The following is an 18,390-nucleotide window of genomic DNA, read 5'->3' on the forward strand; positions in this document are numbered from 1 at the left end:
CGTTCCCTTCCCCCGTTTCGTACCGCCTGCCCGGACGAGCTCGGGGCACACCTCGAAAGACCGTACACGCGAGGAGCCCCGCACCGTAGGACGGTGCGGGGCTCCTCGGGGTTGAGGCGCGCGGACGCGTTCTCGTACTGGTGACTAGTACCAGTCGTTGGCCTGGTGGAAGCTCCAGGCTCCGCACGGGCTGCCGTACTGCTTGTTCATGTAGTTCAGACCCCACTTGATCTGTGTGGCGGGGTTGGTGCGCCAGTCGGCGCCGGCCGAGGACATCTTCGAACCGGGCAGGGCCTGGACGAGACCGTAGGCGCCCGAGGACTTGTTGACGGCCAGGTAGTTCCAGGTGGATTCCTGGTTGATGATGTTGGAGAAGCACTGGAACTGCCCCGCCGGAACCATCTGCCGGGCGATGTCCTTGACCTGGGCGACCGTGTAGGAGGCCTGGGGCGCGAAGTCGGAGGCGTCGCGGGCGGCGGACCGGCTGGCGACCTGCTCCTTCTCGTCCCGCTCCTTCTTCGCCTTCTCGTCCGCGGCCTTCTGGGCGTCGGCCTTCTTGGACTTGGCGTCCTGGGCGGCCTGGATACGGGCCGCCTCTTCCGCCGAGCGCTTGGCGTCGACGTCGGCGGCCTGGGCGAGGGCGTCGGCCTGCTGCGTCAGGGACGCGTTCTGGACCTGAGCCTGGTCGCCGACCGGGATGTCAGTGAGGAGAGTCGTCCCGGACGCGGTCGTCTCAAGGTTGCTCGAGGCGGGGTCGCCAGTGGCAACGCCCACGACTGCGCCGACGGTGGTGACCGCCGTGGCCGAAGCCACTGCGAATCCCCGAACCGAGATCCGGCTCACACGGTGTCCTTCCAGCAGCGTCCGCAGTGACCGCGCGGGCGCAAGAGTGCCCCTCGACACTGGCCTCCATGATGGTTCGGTCACTGGAGGCGCGGGCCCGTGGGCAACTCCCTTGCGGGGGTGCCGCGTGATGCTCCGGGCGGCATACGGCGGTCAGTTGTGGAGTTAGTGGTGCTGCGCGCATCTCACGGGAGATACAGGTGTGCCGTATGCGGGGCCTGACGGAAAACAGACTCTGCCGGACCGCGACGCCGCACGGCAATTCTCCGTTGCGTGTGAAAGGTCACACCTGGGATGTCGCCACCGATTCCGCTGAACCCCTGTGCACGAAGGCGCCGCCCGGCTAGGCTCTTCGGCCTTTGCCGGACGGCGCCAACTCGCCTTCCCGCTATGGGTGTTTTACCTGCTTTGCGGCCTTCCCGGCCTCAGAGGTTCTCCAGCATTTCGGTGACCAGTGCGGCGATCGGGGAGCGCTCGGAACGGGTCAGCGTGACGTGCGCGAAGAGCGGATGCCCCTTCAGTTTCTCGACCACGGCGACGACTCCGTCGTACCGGCCGACCCGCAGGTTGTCCCGCTGGGCCACGTCGTGGGTGAGAACCACCCGCGAATTGGCCCCGATCCGGGACAGAACGGTCAGCAGGACATTGCGCTCCAGCGACTGGGCCTCGTCCACGATCACGAAGGCGTCGTGGAGCGAGCGGCCGCGGATGTGCGTGAGCGGCAGGACCTCCAGCATCCCCCGGTTCAGCACCTCCTCGATGACATCGCGCCCGGCGACCGCCGAGAGGGTGTCGAACACCGCCTGCGCCCAGGGGCTCATCTTCTCGGAGGCGTCCCCGGGGAGGTAGCCGAGGTCCTGGCCGCCGACCGCGTACAGCGGCCGGAAGACCATCACCTTCTGGTGCTGCCTCCGCTCCAGCACGGCCTCCAGGCCCGCGCACAACGCCAGCGCCGACTTTCCGGTGCCGGCCCGGCCTCCCATCGAGATGATCCCGATCTCGGGATCGAGAAGGAGGTCGAGCGCGATCCGCTGCTCGGCGCTGCGGCCGTGCAGTCCGAAGGCCTCGCGGTCACCCTTGACGAGCCGTACGTTCCCGTCGGCGGTGACCCGGCCCAGCGCCTTGCCGCGCTCGGACTGGATGACCAGGCCCGTGTGGACGGGCATTTCCGCGGCCTCGGGGACGTAGAGCCGGTCCTCGGAGTAGAGGAGGTCCACCTGCTCCCCGGAGAGGGACAGCTCGCTCATGCCGGTCCAGCCGGCATCGGTGATCGCGAGCTCCGCGCGGTACTCCTCCGCGATCAGCCCCACGGAGGAGGCCTTGATGCGCAGGGGGAGATCCTTCGAGACGACCGTGACGTCGTATCCCTCGGCCTGCAGATTGCGGGCGACCGCGAGGATCCGCGAATCGTTGTCCCCCAGTCGGAAGCCGGCGGGGAGGACGCTCTGGTCGGAGTGGTTGAGCTCGACACGCAGGGTGCCGCCCAGATCGCCCAGCGGGATGGGTGCGTCGAGGCGACCGTAGCGAACCCGGAAGTCGTCGAGCAGGCGCAGGGCCTGACGGGCGAAGTAGCCGAGTTCGGGATGGTGCCTCTTTGCCTCCAGCTCGGTGATCACCACGATCGGGAGCACGACCTCGTGCTCCTCGAAGCGGGTGATCGCGTTGGGGTCTGCCAGCAGGACGCTGGTGTCGAGGACGTAGGTCCGCCTGTCGGGCAGGCGGCTCTTTGTGCTGGTCACCACGGAAGGACGTACCCCCTCGGAAGAGGTCGGGCCATGAAGACCGGACCGGTCATCGGCACCCATGCGCGGGCCGACTCCCGGCCCTCCACTCCGTCCGTGCGAACCGCACGTGCGTCCTGGTGCAAAGGGCCTCCCGGGCGGACGACCCCATGCCGTCCGCTGAGACTCGACACCCGTGGATCGGGCATCGACCTGCAAGGGATATTCCCCGATTGGGTCCAGCCATGCCATGGCATATGACGGACGCTGGGTGAATCCCTGGTGAAGGCATTGTACGGGGGGTCCGCGAAAGGCGGTAGGAAAGTAATACGGCACGGGAACGGCGCGCCGCGGAGGGGTCCGGGCGCGCCGTGGGGTACCGAGAGGGGATGGGGAAACCGCAGGTCAAGTGCCCTGCAAAGGGTCCTGCCGGGCGGTCAGCTGCCGTAGCGCCGGTGCCGTGCGGCGTAGTCGCGCAGGGCCCGCAGGAAGTCGACCTTGCGGAACGCAGGCCAGAAGACTTCGCAGAAGTAATACTCGGAGTGCGCGCTCTGCCACAGCATGAAACCGGACAGTCGCTGTTCTCCGCTGGTGCGGATCACGAGGTCCGGGTCGGGCTGGCCGCGCGTGTAGAGGTGCTCCGCGATGTGGTCGATGTCGAGGACCTCGGCGAGCTCCTCGAAGGAGGTGCCCTTCGAGGCGTGCTCCAGCAGGAGCGAGCGGACCGCGTCGGCGATCTCCTGGCGGCCGCCGTAGCCGACGGCGACGTTGACGAGTATCCCGTCGACGCCGTGGGTGGCCTCTTCGGCCTCCTTCAGCACGTTCTGCGTCCCGGCGGGCAGGATGTCCAGGTTGCCCACGTGGTGGACGCGCCAGCGGCCGTCGGCGGCCAGGCCGCGCACCGTGTTCTCGATGATGTTCAGGAGCGGGCGGAGCTCGACCTCGGGCCGGTCCAGGTTGTCCGTGGAGAGCATCCACAGGGTGACGACCTCGACGTCCGTCTCGGTGCACCAGCCCAGCATCTCGGAGATCTTGTCGGCTCCGGCCTGGTGGCCCTGTTCCGTCGTGCCTCCGGACGCCTTCGCCCAGCGGCGGTTCCCGTCCAGAATGACGCCGATGTGCTTGGGTGCCGCGTCATGGTCGAGGCGGCCTTCCACCCGGCGTGCGTAGAGCCTGTACACCAGGTCGCGCAGCTTCACGATCTTCCAGCCCCTCCGTGCTTTGCCCCCGTGCGAAATGCGGTCCCCCGAGTCCGCCACATTACTGCGCGGCGGGATGGGGTACCCAACTCGGTCCTGTCACAAGTCCGTGATAGGGAGGACAACGTGACTGAAAACAATCCCTATCGGGCAGAGCCCTCTCGCTACGACTCCATGGAGTACCGGCGCACCGGCCGCAGCGGCCTCAAGCTCCCCGCGATCTCCCTGGGCCTCTGGCACAACTTCGGCGACGACAAGTCCCTGGGGTCCCAGCGGGCGATCCTGCGCCGGGCCTTCGACCTCGGCGTCACCCACTTCGACCTGGCGAACAACTACGGGCCGCCCCCCGGCTCGGCCGAGCTGAACTTCGGCAAGGTCTTCGCGCAGGACTTCGCGTCCCACCGCGAGGAGCTGGTGCTCTCCACCAAGGCCGGCTACCTCATGCACGAGGGTCCGTACGGCGAGTGGGGCAGCCGGAAGTACCTCCTCGGCTCGCTGGACGCCTCCCTGAAGCGGATGGGCGTCGACTACGTCGACATCTTCTACTCGCACCGCTTCGACCCGGAGACCCCGCTGGAGGAGACCATGGGCGCGCTGGCGTCCGCGGTCCGGCAGGGCAAGGCGCTGTACGTGGGCGTGTCCTCGTACACCGCGGAGCAGACCGCCGAGGCGGCCCGGCTGCTGACGGGGATGGGGATCCGCCCCCTCATCCACCAGCCCTCCTACTCCATGATCAACCGCTGGACGGAGGACGACGGCCTGCTGGACACCCTGGAGGAGGCCGGCATGGGCTGCATCTCCTTCGTGCCGCTCGCGCAGGGGCTGCTGACCGGCAAGTACCTCAAGGGCATCCCGGAGGGCTCGCGGGCCACGCAGGGCAAGTCCCTGAACCCGGACCTGCTCTCGGACGAGGTGGTCCGCCGGCTGAACGGGCTGAACGAGATCGCGGCCCGGCGCGGGCAGTCGCTGGCGCAGCTGGCGCTCAACTGGGTGCTGCGCGACGAGCGGATGACCTCGGCGCTGATCGGCGCGTCCAGCGTGAAGCAGCTCGAGGAGAACGTGGCTTCCCTGTCCGGTGCACCGCTGTCGGCGGAGGAGTTGAAGGAGATCGACTCCTTCGCGGTGTCCACCCCCGGCGCCAACATCTGGGCCCAGCGCGGCTGACCTGCCGCTTTGCCCGACCCGGCGCGAGCATGAAAAACGGGCCGGTCCGTGGGGGGGATACGGACCGGCCCGAGGGGGGGGTTCCACCATAACCCTTCGTAAAGCCTGCTGCGTGCATTGCCGCGCCACGATTACGCTCCGGAGCCACCCGGCAGCACTCCGCTGAGCCGAATCGGCCCCAGAAGGCCTTGTGGGGCCCGGTCCGGGGCCCGTACGGCCCCCTGGACGGCCGTACCCCGCAGGGGGACCCCGCCGTATGCGCCGACTTGACGCCGAAGGCCTGACCGACCGGTGGGGTACGGCCTAGGGTGGCCGGCATGAGCAAGAGGGGGCAGTGGCGCGACGGCTGGGGCGTGCTCGGCGTGGGGCCGGGGCCGGAGGCGGGTCCGGGGGCGTCGGTCGAGGGGACTGCCGAGGAGACTGTGGGGGTGACTGCCGGGGGGACTGCCGGGGTGCCCGTGGAGGTGCCCGTGGAGGTGCCCGTCGAAGTGGCCGCCTCCTACCGGGCCCGGACGCGGGGGCTGCTCGGGCGGGACGGGATCGAGGGGGCGATGCTCCTGACCCCGGCCGCGAGCGTGCACACCTTCCGGATGCGCTTCGCCATCGACGTGGCCCACCTGGACCACCGGCTCACGGTCATCGCGCTGACCACCATGGCCCCCGGCCGGCTCGGCCTCCCCCGGCTCCGCGCCCGCCACGTCCTGGAGGCCGAGGCCGGATCCATGGCCGCCTGGGGCCTTCGCGTGGGGTCCGCTCTCCATCTCCGTCTCAACTCTCGCTAGGCGCCACACCGCCCCGGCGGTAGGTTGAGGCGGTTGAGCTGGGGTGGCAGGGGAGCGGCATGACCGAGAACGCGTTCATCAAGGCGCTGGAGCAGATCATGCCGGCGACCCACGGCACGGACGAGGACATCGACTGGCAGGCGGCCGAGGCCGTCTGGGGCAGCCGGTTCCCCGCCGATTTCATCGCCTTCATGGGCCGCTTCGGCGCGGGCTCGATCAACGGCGAAGCGAGCGTGCTGCTGCCGCTGCCCAAGCCCGGTCTCCAGTGGGACCCGGCCCAGATGGCGGAGGAGACGGCCAACGCCCGCCAGGTCTGGGAGGCGGAGGGCGGCAGGGCCGCCTTCGACGTGGACCCGGAGTCGATCCTCGCCTGGGGCGTCACCGGCGGCTCCGACATCCTGTGCTGGCTGACGACCGACCCCGACCCGGAGCGCTGGCCCGTCCTGGTGGTCGGCCGGCACACCGCCGACTCCTTCGCGGTGTACCCGTACGGCATGGGCGAGTTCCTGTACCGGCTGTGCTCCGACGAGTTCGACGTGAGCCCGGTCAGCATCACCTTCTGGGATAGCGGCCACCTCAGCTTCGTGCACTGGCGCAAGGCCCAGCGGCGCTGGCAGGAGGGCCGCAACCCCGAAACGGGTGAGCCCGACCCGTACGCGGGCGATTTCGCGGACTGATTCCCCCCGCCCAACCCGTCAACCCGTTCCATGGCCGGAAAAGGCCGGAAACGGGCTTTTCGGCATGTCTACGCGCGTCCGAATTGTTGATCACATATCGGAAAACACCATTCAGAAATGCCGCACTTGGAGCATTGACCACAAGTGCCGCCCCAATGGAACGAACCGCCCTCCCCCGGGAGAGAATTCCGGCCAACGGGCCACTGTGGGACACGGCCGCCCGGAGTAACTCATAAGTAATAACGGGACTCAAAAGAAAATCAGGGGAATACACCCGTGCAACGAAGAATCTTCGGCGCGGCCGCCACCACGGTCGTGCTCGGTCTGCTGATACCGCTGGCCGGATGCGGCGGCTCGGGAGGAAGCGCAGCTGACGGCGGTACGATCCGCCTCGTCGCCGCCGAATACGGCGACACCTCGGCCAACAGTTCCAAGGCGTTCTGGGACAAGATGACGGCCGATTTCACCACCGCCAACCCGGGCATAAAGGTCCAGGTGCAGCTGCTGCCGTGGACCGACATCGACCGTGAAGTCTCCCGCATGGTCAAGGCCGGAAACGCCCCGGACATGGCCCTCATGGGCGGCTACTCGGACTTCGCCGCGCAGGGCAAGCTCTATTCCGCGTCCGAGCTCCTCCCGGTCACCGCCGAGGCGAACTTCCTGCAGCCCCTGGCCGAGGCCGGATCCGTCCGCAACACCCTCTACGGCCTGCCGTTCGTGGCGAGCAGCCGTCTCCTCTTCTACAACGAGAAGCTGTTCACGGACGCCGGGATCATCTCGAAGGACTCCAAGACCGGCTGGCAGCCCAAAACCTGGTCCGACTTGAAGGCCGCCGCCAAGGCACTCAAGGACAAGGGCGTGAAGTACCCGTACGCCATGCCGCTGGGTCCGGAGGAGGCGCACGCCGAGGCGATGATCTGGGAGCTCAGCAACGGCGGCGGATACGCCGACAACAGCGGCAACTACAGCCTGGCGTCCGACCAGAACATCCAGACCTTCAAGTGGATCAAGGAGAACCTGGTCGCCCCGGGCCTGCTCGGCCCCACCCCTCCGTCCCAGCTCAACCGCGCCGACGCCTTCGCCGCCTTCTCGCGCGGCGAGGTCGGCATGCTCAACGGCTACCCCTCGCTCGCCCACGAGGCGCGCGGCAAGGGCATCGGGGTCGGCACCGTCACCATGCCCGTCTCGGACACCCTGGGCTCCGGGGAGAGCCCGCCGGCGGTGGGCGTGGCCGACTGGATGATGGCGTTCAAGCAGAACGGCCACCGCACCGAGATCGGCAAGTTCCTGAACTTCATCTACCAGGACAAGAACCTGTCGGACTTCGCGGGCCGCTACCACCTGCTGCCGTCCACCGTCTCCGCCTCCCGCACCCTGGCCGGCACCGCGGGCATGGACAAGAACGACCAGCAGTTCCTGACCGCCCTCTACGGTGCGCAGCTCTACCCGGTCAACGACCCGTCCTGGGTGACGATCAGCGACACCATCAAGCGCAACATCGGGCGCGCCGTGGATCCCGGGGGCGATCCGAAGGCCGTCCTGGAGGAGATCGCCTCGAAGGCGACCGAGTCGGCCAAGAAGCACTGACGCGAGAAACCCCCGAACGTCCCCGTCAACGAGGGACCTTCGCCCCCTGCCGCGCCGCACCCCGCGCGGCATCATGGCTGGTACGGCACTTGATCCAAGGCCGCGGCCCAGTCGCCCGCGAGCGCCCACAAGGCGCGCGGGGCGGCCGGCCCACCTCCCTGCGCCCCTCCCCCCGCCCCGTCCCCTTCTGTGCGGACGCCCCGGTCCGGCGGGCTAGCTCGCGCCCTGGTTGCGCGGGGTGAACGCCGTGCGGTACTGCTCGCAGCTGGAGTCCCAGACGAGGGAGCCGGTGAGGGTGCCGTAGCCGGTGCGGGTGACCGACCACTCCACCGTGTACTTCCCGGTGTCACACGCGATGCGCTTCCCGCCGGGCACCTTCGTACGGCCCGTCGCGGGCCGGTTCGTCAGCTCCTGGTGGACCTCGGCGGCCTTGGCGCGCCTGCCGTCGCGCAGCACGGCGTGCACGACGATCGGATGCCTGCCGTCCTTCGTGGTCAGCACCTTCTTCACCCCCTGCGAATCCGCCACCGACCACGCGAACTCGTACCCGGGCTCCCACGCGAGGGTCTTGGGGTCGGGCACCTTGCGCTCGTACTCCTCGGCGCCCTTGGGGCCGCGGCGGGTGACCGTCTTGTACTGGATGCCGGGCTGGAAGCGGAACTGCGCCTCCACCTTGTGCATGTCGTCCTTGGTCCACATCGACTTCATCGCCTTCTCGCCTCCGCTCGGGTCCTGGAGGAAGGCCGTGCCGTCCGCGGCGGTGGCGGCCCCCTGGCAGAGGACCGGGGCGAGGGCCGCCGCGGCGGTGGCGAGGGCGAGGGCGGCGATGCGGGTGCGCTTCATGCCGGGACCAACGGGACCCTCCGGCGGGCCGGAACGACGCCGGAGGCGCTTTCACCCGTACGGGATCCGGGATATCAACTGTTCATCTTCACATTGCCGGGGCGGACACCCGCAGCGGCGCCGGCGGTGGCGCGGTCGCTGCAGGGCGCAGGCCTGGCCGGTCTCAGGCCTGGCCGGTCTCGAAGCGGCTGATGCGACCGTCGCCCGGGGCGATGGTGAACCGCCAGGCGGTGCGCATCTCGCCCCAGGTGTCGTTGCGGAAGCTGACGAGCAGGGCGCGGCCGCCGTCGGACTCTGACTCGACGTCCATGTGGCCGCCGGAGCCGAAGATCTCCCGGTCGATCCAGTCGTGGAGGTCGCGGTCGGTTCCGTCGTCGGACATGGTCGCGTCGGCGGTCAGGATCGCGAGGAAGGCGTCCCTGTCCTGCGCGTTGACCGCGCTGACGAGGGCGCCGACGACGGGGTCGGACAGTTTGCCGGGGTTGATGGTCGCGGAGACCTCCTGGTCGGGCGTACGTGCGCGACCAGGGAACACCGCGGGCGTCGCCGGGGCGTCGACCCTCACCCGTTCGCCACCGGACGGCGTGTCAGGACGAGGCGCCGGTGACCACCGGGAAGCCGGTGGGCCGGCCCTGTTCCTTCAGCCAGGCCAGGACCTCGTCCAGGGCCTGCACGCTCTGGGTGCGGTCGCCGCCGCCGTCGTGGAAGAGGATGGTCGGGCCGTTGCCGATCTCGGACTTGACCGTGTTCACTATCGCGTCGACCCCCGGCTTGCTGAAGTCCTTGGTGTCGATGTTCCAGCCGAGCGGGCGCATCCCGTTGGCCGCGGCCAGGGCCCGGCTCTCGGGGGTGAACGCGCCGCCGGGGGCCCGGTAGTACTCCACCCTGGCGCCGCCGCCCGCGGCCTCCTCGATCAGCTTCTTCGCGTCGAGGACCTGCCGGCGCTGGTAGTCGAGGGGCTTCTTGTCCATCCCGGTGTTGTGGTCCATGGTGTGGTCGCAGAGCCGGTGGCCCTCCGCGACGACCTTCTTGACCAGGTCGGGGTTGGCCTGGGCCTGCGGACCGATCATGCAGAAAGTCGCCTTCACGTCGTACTTCCGCAGGACGTCGAGCACCTTCGGGGTCCACTTGGGGTCGGGCCCGTCGTCGATGGTGATGTTGACCGCGTTGCCGCCGCTCTCCGACGCGTGGGCTATGCCGTCCGGGATCTTCCGCCCCGGATCCCCGGGCGCCTGGGGGTCGGTGGCGCCGCCGCCCGCGGGGTCGTCCGTCTGCCGGGAGACGTTCTGGTGGCGGGTGCCGTGGCCCGGGTCGACGATCGTCGTCACTCCCCACACGGTCGCGGCCACCGCCGCGGCCGCCCCGGCGACGGCTATCCGTGCCCGTATGCCCTGCATGTGCGTGCGCGCCATGAACCCCATGTGCTGTCTCAACTCCCCATTTCGACGTCCGCCTTGTGAGCTCGCACTGGTCAGGACGTCGGTCACAGCTGAGGGGTTCCAGCCGAATGACCCATAAATTCCGTGTTGCAGGACTTAAGTCCTTGATCGTCCCGAATTCGGTCCCGACTGGAACCGGGGCGACCGGAGCGGCCTCCCATCGGGCATCCCGGGCCGAAGACCCCGGCCCCAAGTCGGAGTTGAAGTAACCCCGACCCTCCGGCCCGCCCCGCCCGGACCGTACCCGGGTACGACGCGGGCCCGGCCCGGCGGATGCGTTCATCCACCGGGCCGGGCCCGTAGTTGCGTGCGCGCGGGCGACTTGCCCGCGCCGGGTCAGTGCGCGACCACGACCGGCTCCGGAGCCGAAGCTTCCTTCCCCGCTCCACCCCCGGAGGGCCCCGCTCCGCGCAGCGGCACCTCCTTGACGAACCAGGCGGCCACGAAGCCCAGTACCGCGATGCCCGCACCGAGCAGGAACGCCGAGTGCGTACCGGCGGCGACCGCGTGCTGGTAGGCCTCGCGGACGACCTCGGGGAGCTTCGCCAGGCTCGCCGCGTCCAGCTGCGCCGAGCCGGCCTTGGCGGCGGCCGCGGGGCCGAGCCGGTCGGTCATGGTGCTCGTGACCTGGCTGGTGAAGAGGGAGCCCATCAGGGCCACGCCGAAGGAGCCGCCGAGCGTGCGGAACAGGGTCGCCGAGGAGGACGCGACGCCCATGTCCTTCATCTCGACGCTGTTCTGCGCGACCAGCATCGTGATCTGCATCAGGAAGCCGAGGCCGGCACCGAGGACGGCCATGTACACGCCGGACATCAGGCGGCTGGTGTCCGTGTCCATGGTGGCGAGCAGGAAGAGCCCGACGACCATGAGCCCGCCGCCGATGATCGGGAACATCTTGTACTTGCCGCTGTTGGTGGTGATCCGGCCCGCGACCAGCGAGATGACCATCATCGAGAGCAGCATCGGCAGGAGCAGCAGGCCGGAGTTGGTGGCCGAGGCGCCCTGGACCGACTGCTGGAAGAGCGGCAGGTAGAGCACGCCGCCGAACATCGCGAAGCCGACCAGGAAGCCGATCACGGACATGAGGGTGAAGTTGCGGCTGCGGAAGATGTGCAGCGGCATGACCGGCTCGGCGGCCTTGGTCTCGGCGTAGATGAAGCCGGCGATCGAGACGATGCCGACGGCGATCAGGCCGATGATCTCGGTGGAGCCCCAGGCGTACTCCGTGCCGCCCCAGGTGGTGACGAGGACGGTGGAGGTGATCGCCACGGTCAGCAGCGCCGCGCCGAGGTAGTCGATCTTGCCCTGCGTCTTCTTCTTCGGGAGGTGCAGCACCGCGGTGACCATGGCCAGGGCCACGACGCCGAGCGGGAGGTTGATGTAGAAGGACCAGCGCCAGCCCATGTGGTCGGTGATGGTGCCGCCGACCAGCGGTCCGCCGATCATGGCGAGGGCCATCACGCCGGCCATCATGCCCTGGTACTTGCCGCGCTCACGGGGCGGGATCAGGTCGCCGATGATCGCCATGACGCCGACCATCAGGCCACCGGCGCCGAGGCCCTGGATCGCGCGGAACCCGATGAGCTGGCCCATGTCCTGGGCCATGCCGCTGAGCGCCGAGCCGATCAGGAAGATGACGATCGAGGTGAGGAAGGAGCCCTTCCGCCCGTACATGTCGCCGATCTTGCCCCAGATGGGGGTGGAGGCGGCGGTGGCCAGCGTGTACGCCGTGACCACCCAGGAAAGGTGCTCCAGGCCGCCGAGCTCGCCGACGATCGTGGGCATCGCCGTACCGATGATCATGTTGTCGAGCATGGCCAGCAGCATCGCGATCATGAGGGCCATCAGGACGACCCGTACGCTGCGCGGCTTCACCTCCTCCGAGGCGTCCGCTTCCTTTGTCATCTCCACCATGTTCCACTCCCCTGGCGCACGCGCACCGGTCCTGGCACTTACTTGCCGCCCGGCTAGTTGACTACAATGGGGAAGGTAGACCCGCAACTAGCCGGGCGTCAAGTAAGTAACGTGGGGAGAGTCATGTCCAGCAGCAGTCCGCAGCAGCCGCGCCGTGGCAACACGCGCCAGCGCATCCAGGACGTCGCACTGGAGCTCTTCGCCGAGCAGGGATACGAGAAGACGTCGCTGCGCGAGATCGCGGAGCGACTGGAGGTCACGAAGGCGGCGCTGTACTACCACTTCAAGACCAAGGAAGACATCATCATCAGCCTGTTCGAGGACCTGACCCGTCCCATCGACGAGCTGATCAAGTGGGCGGAGCAGCAGCCGCGCACGCTGGAGATGAAGCGGGAGGTCCTGCGCCGCTACAGCGAGGCGATGGCCGGCGGCGCCTCGCTGTACCGCTTCATGCAGGAGAACCAGGCCTCACTGCGGGAGTTGAGCATCGGCGAGACGGTGAAGAAGCGGCTCTTCGCCCTGGTGGAGCTGTTGCGCACGGGCCAGGAGGACGCCCCGCTGGCCGACCAGGTCCGGTGCGTGAGCGCCCTGTTCACCCTGCACGCCGGAATGATGTTCCTCCAGCACGTCGAGGGCGACCCGGAGGAGACCCGCCAGGCCGCCCTGGAAGTCGCCACGGACCTGATCACCCAGGCCCACCAGCACCAGCAGGCACAGGCGCATGCGCAACCCGGCGCGCCGGTGGCCCTGGCCTGACCCCGGATCAAACCCCGGACCGACCCGGGTCCGACCCGGGCCTAGGCCCCGCCCCGAGTGCCCTGTTCACTCGATGGAGCGAACCGGACCTGGGATCATTACTCTCCGTAGTCAAAGCGGCTACTTTTGGTGATGTGCGCTGCGGAAGGGCCGCGGCGCCCGAGCCGAAGGCACCGTCATGATGCGTCTCGCCCTCACCACCGCCGCCGCGGCGGCCGTCCTCGCCACCGTCCTCGTGCCGCGGGCACCGGCCTCGGCCGCTCCTCCGCTCTCCTACGTGGCCCTCGGGGACTCGTACAGCGCCGGCTCCTTCGTGCGCCCGTGGAATGCCGACGGCTGCGGCCGCTCCGACCAGGACTATCCGCACCAGGCCGCGCGGCGGCTGAAGTTGAACCTCACCGATGTCACCTGCTCCGCCGCGGAGATCCGGGCCGGGCTGCTGGGTCCGCAGTCCGAGCTCAAAGGGCCGCCGTCCGTGGCCCCTCCGGGCGGCTGGGCCGTCAAACCGGCTCAGGTCAGGGCCGTTTCCGCGGCCACCGATCTCGTCACGGTCGGCGCCGGCGGCAACTCCGTGGGGTTCGCCGAGATCGTCGAGACCTGCGCGAAGCGGGGACTGGCCTCCTTCGGTACGGGCACCCCGTGCACCGACCACTACACACGGGGCGAGGCCGCCTCCGGGCTCGATTCCCGGTTCACCGCGCTGGAGGCCGACTTCGGGGTCCTGCTGAAGGAGATCCGCACGCGCGCCCCGCGCGCCGGGATCGCGGTCGTCGGATACCCGGCCGTCGTGGACGAGGCCGCGGGCTGCGGCTGGGGCTCCTGGCACCAGCTCGGCACGGTCGCCAAGGGCGACATGCCCTGGCTCGACACGATGGAGCGCCGGGTCAACGCCCTCCTGCGGGAGCAGGCACGGCGCGGTGGCGCGGTGTACGTGGACACGTACGCCTCCAGCACCGGACACGGGGTGTGCGCGACGGGTGAGCGGCGCTGGATGTACGGGATCAAGGACAGCCTGACCGGCCCGGGCGACCAGAGCGATCCGCCCTCCGAGCTCTGCCGGTCCATCCCGGCGCGGGGCGAGGCGTGCACCGTCCTGCACCCGAACCTCCGCGGCGCCACCCACCAGGCGGACCTCGTGACCGAGGCCCTGACCGGACTGGGGGCGACCAGAAGCTGACCGGCGGGGCAGGGCGGGGCGGGGCACGCGCACGGGGGAACGAAAGAGCCCCCTCCGGGCCAGGAGGCCGAGAGGGGGCGGGGTGGTCCGCAGGGGTGAGGCCCCGGGAAGGGCCTCACCCGCGTACCGGGCGGTCCCGGTGTCAGAGGATGACGTCGAGGGGGCCCCAGCCGGTGCCGATCAGCGTGCGGCCGGTGGAGAGGAAGTCGAAGAGCTCCCCGTTGCTGGTCACGCCCACCTGTTCAGGCGAGCCGTCACTGTTGAGGTCGGTCACGAAGGGGTTCCACGATCCGTTCCACCAGCCGGTGCCGTAGAGGGACGGGCTGTTGAAGGTGATGGCGCCACCGGTCGTCGTGGTGTTGGCGAAGGTGTACAGGTCGCCCTTGTCGGTGCGCCCGATGAGGTCGGTCTTGTAGTCACCGTTGATGTCGGCCAGGCGGACGTTGGTCCAGCTGCCGGGCCACCAGCCGTTGCCGAGGAAGACCCGGCTGTCGAGGGTCTGGATGCCCGTGCCGCCCTTGTGCGGGTAGGCCCACAGGTCTCCCCCGCTGTCCCGGCCCACCAGGTCGGTGCGGCCGTCACCGTTGACGTCGCCGAAGGCCAGCGTGTCGTAGGTGTTCCAGCCGTTGCCGATCAGGACGGGGCTGGCGACGGTGTTGGTGCCGGTCTTCCCGGTTCCCAGGTAGAGGTAGAGCTCGCCCTGCTTGGTGCGGCCGACGATGTCGGTGTAACCGTCGTTGTTCAGGTCGGTGGTGTAGGCGTCCGTCCAGTAGTCACGCCACCAGCCGTTGCCGATGAAGTACCTGGCGCCGAGGGTGCTGGTGCCGGTACCGCCGGTGCCCGGGTAGACCCACATGTCGCCGTTGGCGTCACGGGTCAGGACGTCGGTGAAGCCGTCGCCGTTGTAGTCGGGCCGGCTCTGCGAGCCGCTCGTCCACTGGCCCTGGCCGGTGGCGTCGTAGATGACCAGGACGCCCCGGCTGTGCAGGACGGCGTAGGAGCCGTCCTTGGTCTGGCTGCTCCACAGGGACTTGGAACCGTCTGCCGAGACGACGGCGAAGCTGCCGTTGCTCTGCATGCGTGCGACGGCGCCCGGGTTGTTCGCGGTGTTGGTGGCCCAGATCGGCTTGTTGTCCTTGTTGAGCAGGACCAGGTTGCCGTCCGTCTGCATCAGCAGCTTGGAGCTGCCGCTGGTGTACTGCTGGCCGGAGGCCAGGGTGGTGCCCGGCAGGATCCGCGCGCCGGTCACGCCGTCGATCTGGTAGGGGGCGGAGAACTTGAAGGTGCCGTCCACGGCCTGGCCGTTCCAGCCGTACACGGTGTTGTCGGCCTTGCGGGCCCACAGGTCGGCGACGGCGTCACCGGAGACGTCCCCGACCGAACCGACGGCGGGGTAGAGGGCCTTGGTCACTCCGCCGACGAGCTTGGTGCGCGTCGCGGAGGTACCGCCCCAGGTGGCGAGGTCGACGGTCCGGCCGGCGTCGGGGCTCTTCAGGCCGTACGAGCGCAGGACGTCGCCGTTGGCCTCGTTGCGCAGCCACATGTCCGCGATGCCGTCGCCGTTGACGTCACCGGGGAGGATGACGGTGAACTGGTCCCAGTCCTCGCCGCCCACCAGGACGGGCACGGCGCCCGGGTCCGCGTCGAGGTAGCCCCGGCCGTCGCCGAAGTACGCCCACAGCCGCTTCCCCTGCTTGACCAGCAGGTCCGGCTCACCGTCGCGGTTGAGGTCACCGGCGTCGAGGATCTGGGAGGCTCCCTGCCAGTGGTCGTTGCCCTCCGGCTCCATGCAGCCGAGTTCCTCGTCGTGGACGGGGCAGTAGACGTTGACCGGCTTGCGCCCGGAGAGCAGGGCCTGACCGAGGCCGTTGTTGGGATAGACCCAGAGCTTGTCCGTCTTGTCCACCGGGTCGGGCTCGAGGGAGAGCAGGTCGTTGTAGCCGTCCGTGCCCCAGTCGCCCGAAGCGGTGGTGGACCGGGCCGCGTTGATGCTCAGTCCGCCGTTCGTGGCGGTGAACTTGGCGTCGCCGTGACCGGCGTACGTGGCCAGCGAGCCGAAGGTGTCCTTGCTCCAGATGTCCCGGAACCCGTCGCCGTTGAGGTCGTTGGCGATGTCACGCCCGCTCGCCGACTTCACGGCGTAGAAGGGATAGGTCGTGGTGTCCGACCGGTTGCCGGCCGGGTCCTGGCTGAAGACGTGGACGAAGTGCGGACCGACGGCGGGCGGGGTCAGCTGGATGGTGACCGGGTCGCCGGGTGCCACCTTGGCGGTCTGCACGTCCGGCTGCCAGTCGGTGAAGTAGCTGTAGTAGGTGACGTCCTTGACGCCGTTCGCGGAGAGGGTGAACGCGCCGGGCGTGCGGGCGGGCCCGCTGTTGGCGGGCCAGGTCTTGTCACCCTTGGGGAAGGCGGTGGACGTGACGGCCGGCTTCTCCGAGGGCCGGTCGCGGTCGACGCTGAACTTGCAGGTGGCACTCCAGTCGGAGTACTCGCTCTGGTCGTAGGCGCGCACCCTCCACGTGTAGTCGCCGCTCGGCAGCTTCGCGTCGGGGACCGCGAGGGTGGATATGCGGTCCCGCAGGCCGGGGATCAACTCGTCCACGACCGGGGTGCTGCCGCGGTAGACCTGGAACTGGGCGAGGAGGTTGCCGGCGTTGGGGTCGGTGACGAGCGCGTAGAGGCTGATCGCGGTGTTACCGATCAGGCCACCGGTGGCGCAGTGCGTCCTCGGGTTGGTCCCCAGGCTGGTGGGCGTGGCCGGCGGGTTGTTGTAGACGGTCTCCAGGACCGCGGTCTTCGCGTCGAACTTCTTCCAGCCGAAGGTGTCGCTCTCGTCGGCCGCGTACAGGCCGTACGTGACGCTGGCCTTGCCCGCGGCGGCGATGCCGCGGATGTTGCCGGTCACGTCGAATTCGAGGTTGCCGGCGGCGCAGCCGCTGGACCAGCCCTTGGACTCGTTGACATCGTCCACGAACCCGATGTTGCTGGGCGGGTTGTTCCAGGTGGTCCTGTTGCTGATGCCGGTGGTCTGGTAGAGGTTCACCTTCCGGGCCTGGCAGGACCAGGACCAGACGTTCTTGATGCGGAAGGTGGAGCTGATCACCTTGGCTCCGCGGAGGTTCGCGGTGTCCAGTTCGAAGAAGGACCGCGAGAGGCCGTTGGTCTCGTTCTCGTAGCCGACCCGCGCCACTTCATTGGCGTTCAGGTAGTTGTTGTTCGGGTACCTCTTCGAGGTCCGCGTCCAGTTGTGGCGGATGCCCCACGCCCAGGACGGGTCGATGAAGACCGGGTAGGCGGTGTCGGCCGCCTTCAGCAGCCCCTGGTCCGGGGTGATCTTGAGGGTGTTGCCGCTCACGGTGGTCGGCATCACCGCTTCCTTCGAACCGGCCGGCTGATCGAAGGAGCTTCCGGGGGCCGGGGGCTCCGCGGCCGCCGCGACCATGGAGGACTTCGGTGCCATGAGGGCCGACTGCCCGCTGCCGGCCGTGGTGGAGTCCCACATGACGGGGGACGGGCTCGTGAACACCGTCTGCCCGGCCGGGTTGGAAGCCGTGACCGCGCCGGTCGCGGAGTCGGTGGCGACCGTGACCCCGACGGTGGACATCGTGTAGTTGAGCGTGGCGAGCTTGGGGTTGGCGGCGGCCTGCGCCGACTTGACGACCACCAGCTGGGAGAAGCCCTCGACCTCGGCCTTGAGCTGGAGGTCGACGCCGGGCAGGACCTCGGCGTAGGTCGCCACGTTCCCGTTGAGCGTCGGCTTCGGCAGGGCGGTCGGCCAGGACAGTGCCAGCGTACGGCCGTCCTTGACGCCCTTCAGGATCGGTCCGGTGCCGCCACCGGAGAAGGTGACCACCACGGAGGTGGCCTTGGGCTTCACCGAACCGTCGGCGGCGAAGACCAGCGTCGGGTCCGCGTCCGCCCACACACCGTCGCGCAGCACCCGTACGGGCGTGCCGTACTTCTTGACGACGAACTTGCCGTCGGGCTGGACCCAGGTGTCCGAGGCCTCGGTACGGGCGGAGACCAGCTCCACCGGCTTGTTCGCGGCCTTCGCCTCCTGGAGTGCCTTGTCCTCCGGGCTGACGCTGCCGTCGTCCACCGCGGTGACGGCCGCCGGACGGACCAGCGCGGTCGCGGACTCGAGCGAGGTGAGCGTGACGGCAGACCCCACGCCGACCGTGACGGCAAGAGCCACCACTCTTCGGAGAGAACGTCTCCAGCCGCTGCGGGTATTCGTATTCAGCATTTTGGTTACCCTTGTTGGCCGATATTTTTCGCTGAGCCGACC

Annotated in this window: 14 protein-coding genes; 6 read left to right on the forward strand and 8 right to left on the reverse strand. The window is 69.1% G+C overall.

The window, feature by feature from the left end:
• Positions 1–144: 144 nt before the first annotated feature.
• From OG904_RS09805 to OG904_RS09815, 3 genes are all read right to left on the reverse strand, one after another.
• Complete coding sequence (locus OG904_RS09805; RefSeq protein WP_405497902.1) at positions 145–861, reverse strand: transglycosylase SLT domain-containing protein; 717 nt, start codon at positions 859–861, stop codon at positions 145–147.
• Positions 862–1,268: 407 nt separating this feature from the next.
• The gene (locus OG904_RS09810; protein WP_405489405.1) at positions 1,269–2,585 is read right to left on the reverse strand and encodes a PhoH family protein; all 1,317 of its coding nucleotides are present in this window, start codon (positions 2,583–2,585) and stop codon (positions 1,269–1,271) included.
• A gap of 416 nt (positions 2,586–3,001) precedes the next feature.
• A complete protein-coding gene (locus OG904_RS09815) occupies positions 3,002–3,763 on the reverse strand; it encodes an isoprenyl transferase (RefSeq protein ID WP_405489407.1) in 762 nt (253 codons plus the stop codon).
• A gap of 126 nt (positions 3,764–3,889) precedes the next feature.
• Here OG904_RS09815 and mgrA point away from each other — a divergent pair, with 126 nt between their 5' ends.
• The 4 genes from mgrA (at position 3,890) to OG904_RS09835 (ending at position 7,973) form a co-directional block, all read left to right on the forward strand.
• A complete protein-coding gene (gene mgrA, locus OG904_RS09820; RefSeq protein WP_405489409.1) occupies positions 3,890–4,927 on the forward strand; it encodes an L-glyceraldehyde 3-phosphate reductase in 1,038 nt (345 codons plus the stop codon).
• Positions 4,928–5,244: 317 nt separating this feature from the next.
• Complete coding sequence (locus tag OG904_RS09825) at positions 5,245–5,709, forward strand: DUF192 domain-containing protein (protein WP_405489411.1); 465 nt, start codon at positions 5,245–5,247, stop codon at positions 5,707–5,709.
• Positions 5,710–5,768: 59 nt separating this feature from the next.
• Positions 5,769–6,386: an SMI1/KNR4 family protein gene (locus OG904_RS09830; RefSeq protein ID WP_405489413.1), complete on the forward strand. Its 618-nt coding sequence runs from the start codon at positions 5,769–5,771 to the stop codon at positions 6,384–6,386.
• 276 nt (positions 6,387–6,662) lie between these two features.
• The gene (locus OG904_RS09835; RefSeq protein ID WP_405489415.1) at positions 6,663–7,973 is read left to right on the forward strand and encodes an extracellular solute-binding protein; all 1,311 of its coding nucleotides are present in this window, start codon (positions 6,663–6,665) and stop codon (positions 7,971–7,973) included.
• Between the two features lie 213 nt (positions 7,974–8,186).
• Here OG904_RS09835 and OG904_RS09840 read toward each other — a convergent pair whose 3' ends face one another.
• From OG904_RS09840 to OG904_RS09855, 4 genes are all read right to left on the reverse strand, one after another.
• The gene (locus OG904_RS09840) at positions 8,187–8,816 is read right to left on the reverse strand and encodes a hypothetical protein (RefSeq protein ID WP_405489417.1); all 630 of its coding nucleotides are present in this window, start codon (positions 8,814–8,816) and stop codon (positions 8,187–8,189) included.
• A gap of 163 nt (positions 8,817–8,979) precedes the next feature.
• Positions 8,980–9,303, reverse strand: coding sequence for a nuclear transport factor 2 family protein (locus OG904_RS09845; protein ID WP_405497904.1), 324 nt, complete (start codon positions 9,301–9,303; stop codon positions 8,980–8,982).
• Between the two features lie 100 nt (positions 9,304–9,403).
• Entirely contained in the window at positions 9,404–10,228 is an 825-nt protein-coding gene (locus tag OG904_RS09850; protein ID WP_405489419.1) for a polysaccharide deacetylase family protein, read from the reverse strand.
• A 363-nt stretch (positions 10,229–10,591) separates the two neighbouring features.
• Positions 10,592–12,160 (reverse strand): MDR family MFS transporter, encoded by a 1,569-nt coding sequence (locus tag OG904_RS09855; RefSeq protein WP_405497906.1) that lies wholly within the window; start codon positions 12,158–12,160, stop codon positions 10,592–10,594.
• A 132-nt stretch (positions 12,161–12,292) separates the two neighbouring features.
• On the opposite strand from OG904_RS09855, the gene OG904_RS09860 reads away from it, so the two are divergent.
• Both OG904_RS09860 and OG904_RS09865 read left to right on the forward strand, forming a co-directional pair.
• Positions 12,293–12,925 (forward strand): TetR/AcrR family transcriptional regulator, encoded by a 633-nt coding sequence (locus OG904_RS09860; RefSeq protein WP_405489421.1) that lies wholly within the window; start codon positions 12,293–12,295, stop codon positions 12,923–12,925.
• 178 nt (positions 12,926–13,103) lie between these two features.
• The gene (locus tag OG904_RS09865; protein WP_405489423.1) at positions 13,104–14,102 is read left to right on the forward strand and encodes an SGNH/GDSL hydrolase family protein; all 999 of its coding nucleotides are present in this window, start codon (positions 13,104–13,106) and stop codon (positions 14,100–14,102) included.
• A 142-nt stretch (positions 14,103–14,244) separates the two neighbouring features.
• Here the strand turns inward: OG904_RS09865 and OG904_RS09870 are convergent, their stop codons facing one another.
• Positions 14,245–18,297, reverse strand: a complete 4,053-nt coding sequence (locus tag OG904_RS09870; protein WP_405489425.1) for an FG-GAP-like repeat-containing protein — start codon at positions 18,295–18,297, stop codon at positions 14,245–14,247.
• Positions 18,298–18,390: the final 93 nt, after the last annotated feature.

The organism is Streptomyces sp. NBC_00096, from assembly GCF_045041305.1.
Classification (GTDB): Bacteria; Actinomycetota; Actinomycetes; order Streptomycetales; family Streptomycetaceae; genus Streptomyces.

Excerpts from the sequence above, each read along its gene's own strand:
- OG904_RS09855 (WP_405497906.1), bottom strand. The coding sequence starts at position 12,160 with ATGACAAAGGAAGCGGACGCCTCGGAGGAGGTGAAGCCGCGCAGCGTA.
- OG904_RS09850 (WP_405489419.1), bottom strand. The coding sequence starts at position 10,228 with ATGGCGCGCACGCACATGCAGGGCATACGGGCACGGATAGCCGTCGCC.
- OG904_RS09865 (WP_405489423.1), top strand. The coding sequence starts at position 13,104 with ATGATGCGTCTCGCCCTCACCACCGCCGCCGCGGCGGCCGTCCTCGCC.
- OG904_RS09830 (WP_405489413.1), top strand. The coding sequence starts at position 5,769 with ATGACCGAGAACGCGTTCATCAAGGCGCTGGAGCAGATCATGCCGGCG.
- OG904_RS09860 (WP_405489421.1), top strand. The coding sequence starts at position 12,293 with ATGTCCAGCAGCAGTCCGCAGCAGCCGCGCCGTGGCAACACGCGCCAG.
- OG904_RS09825 (WP_405489411.1), top strand. The coding sequence starts at position 5,245 with ATGAGCAAGAGGGGGCAGTGGCGCGACGGCTGGGGCGTGCTCGGCGTG.
- OG904_RS09840 (WP_405489417.1), bottom strand. The coding sequence starts at position 8,816 with ATGAAGCGCACCCGCATCGCCGCCCTCGCCCTCGCCACCGCCGCGGCG.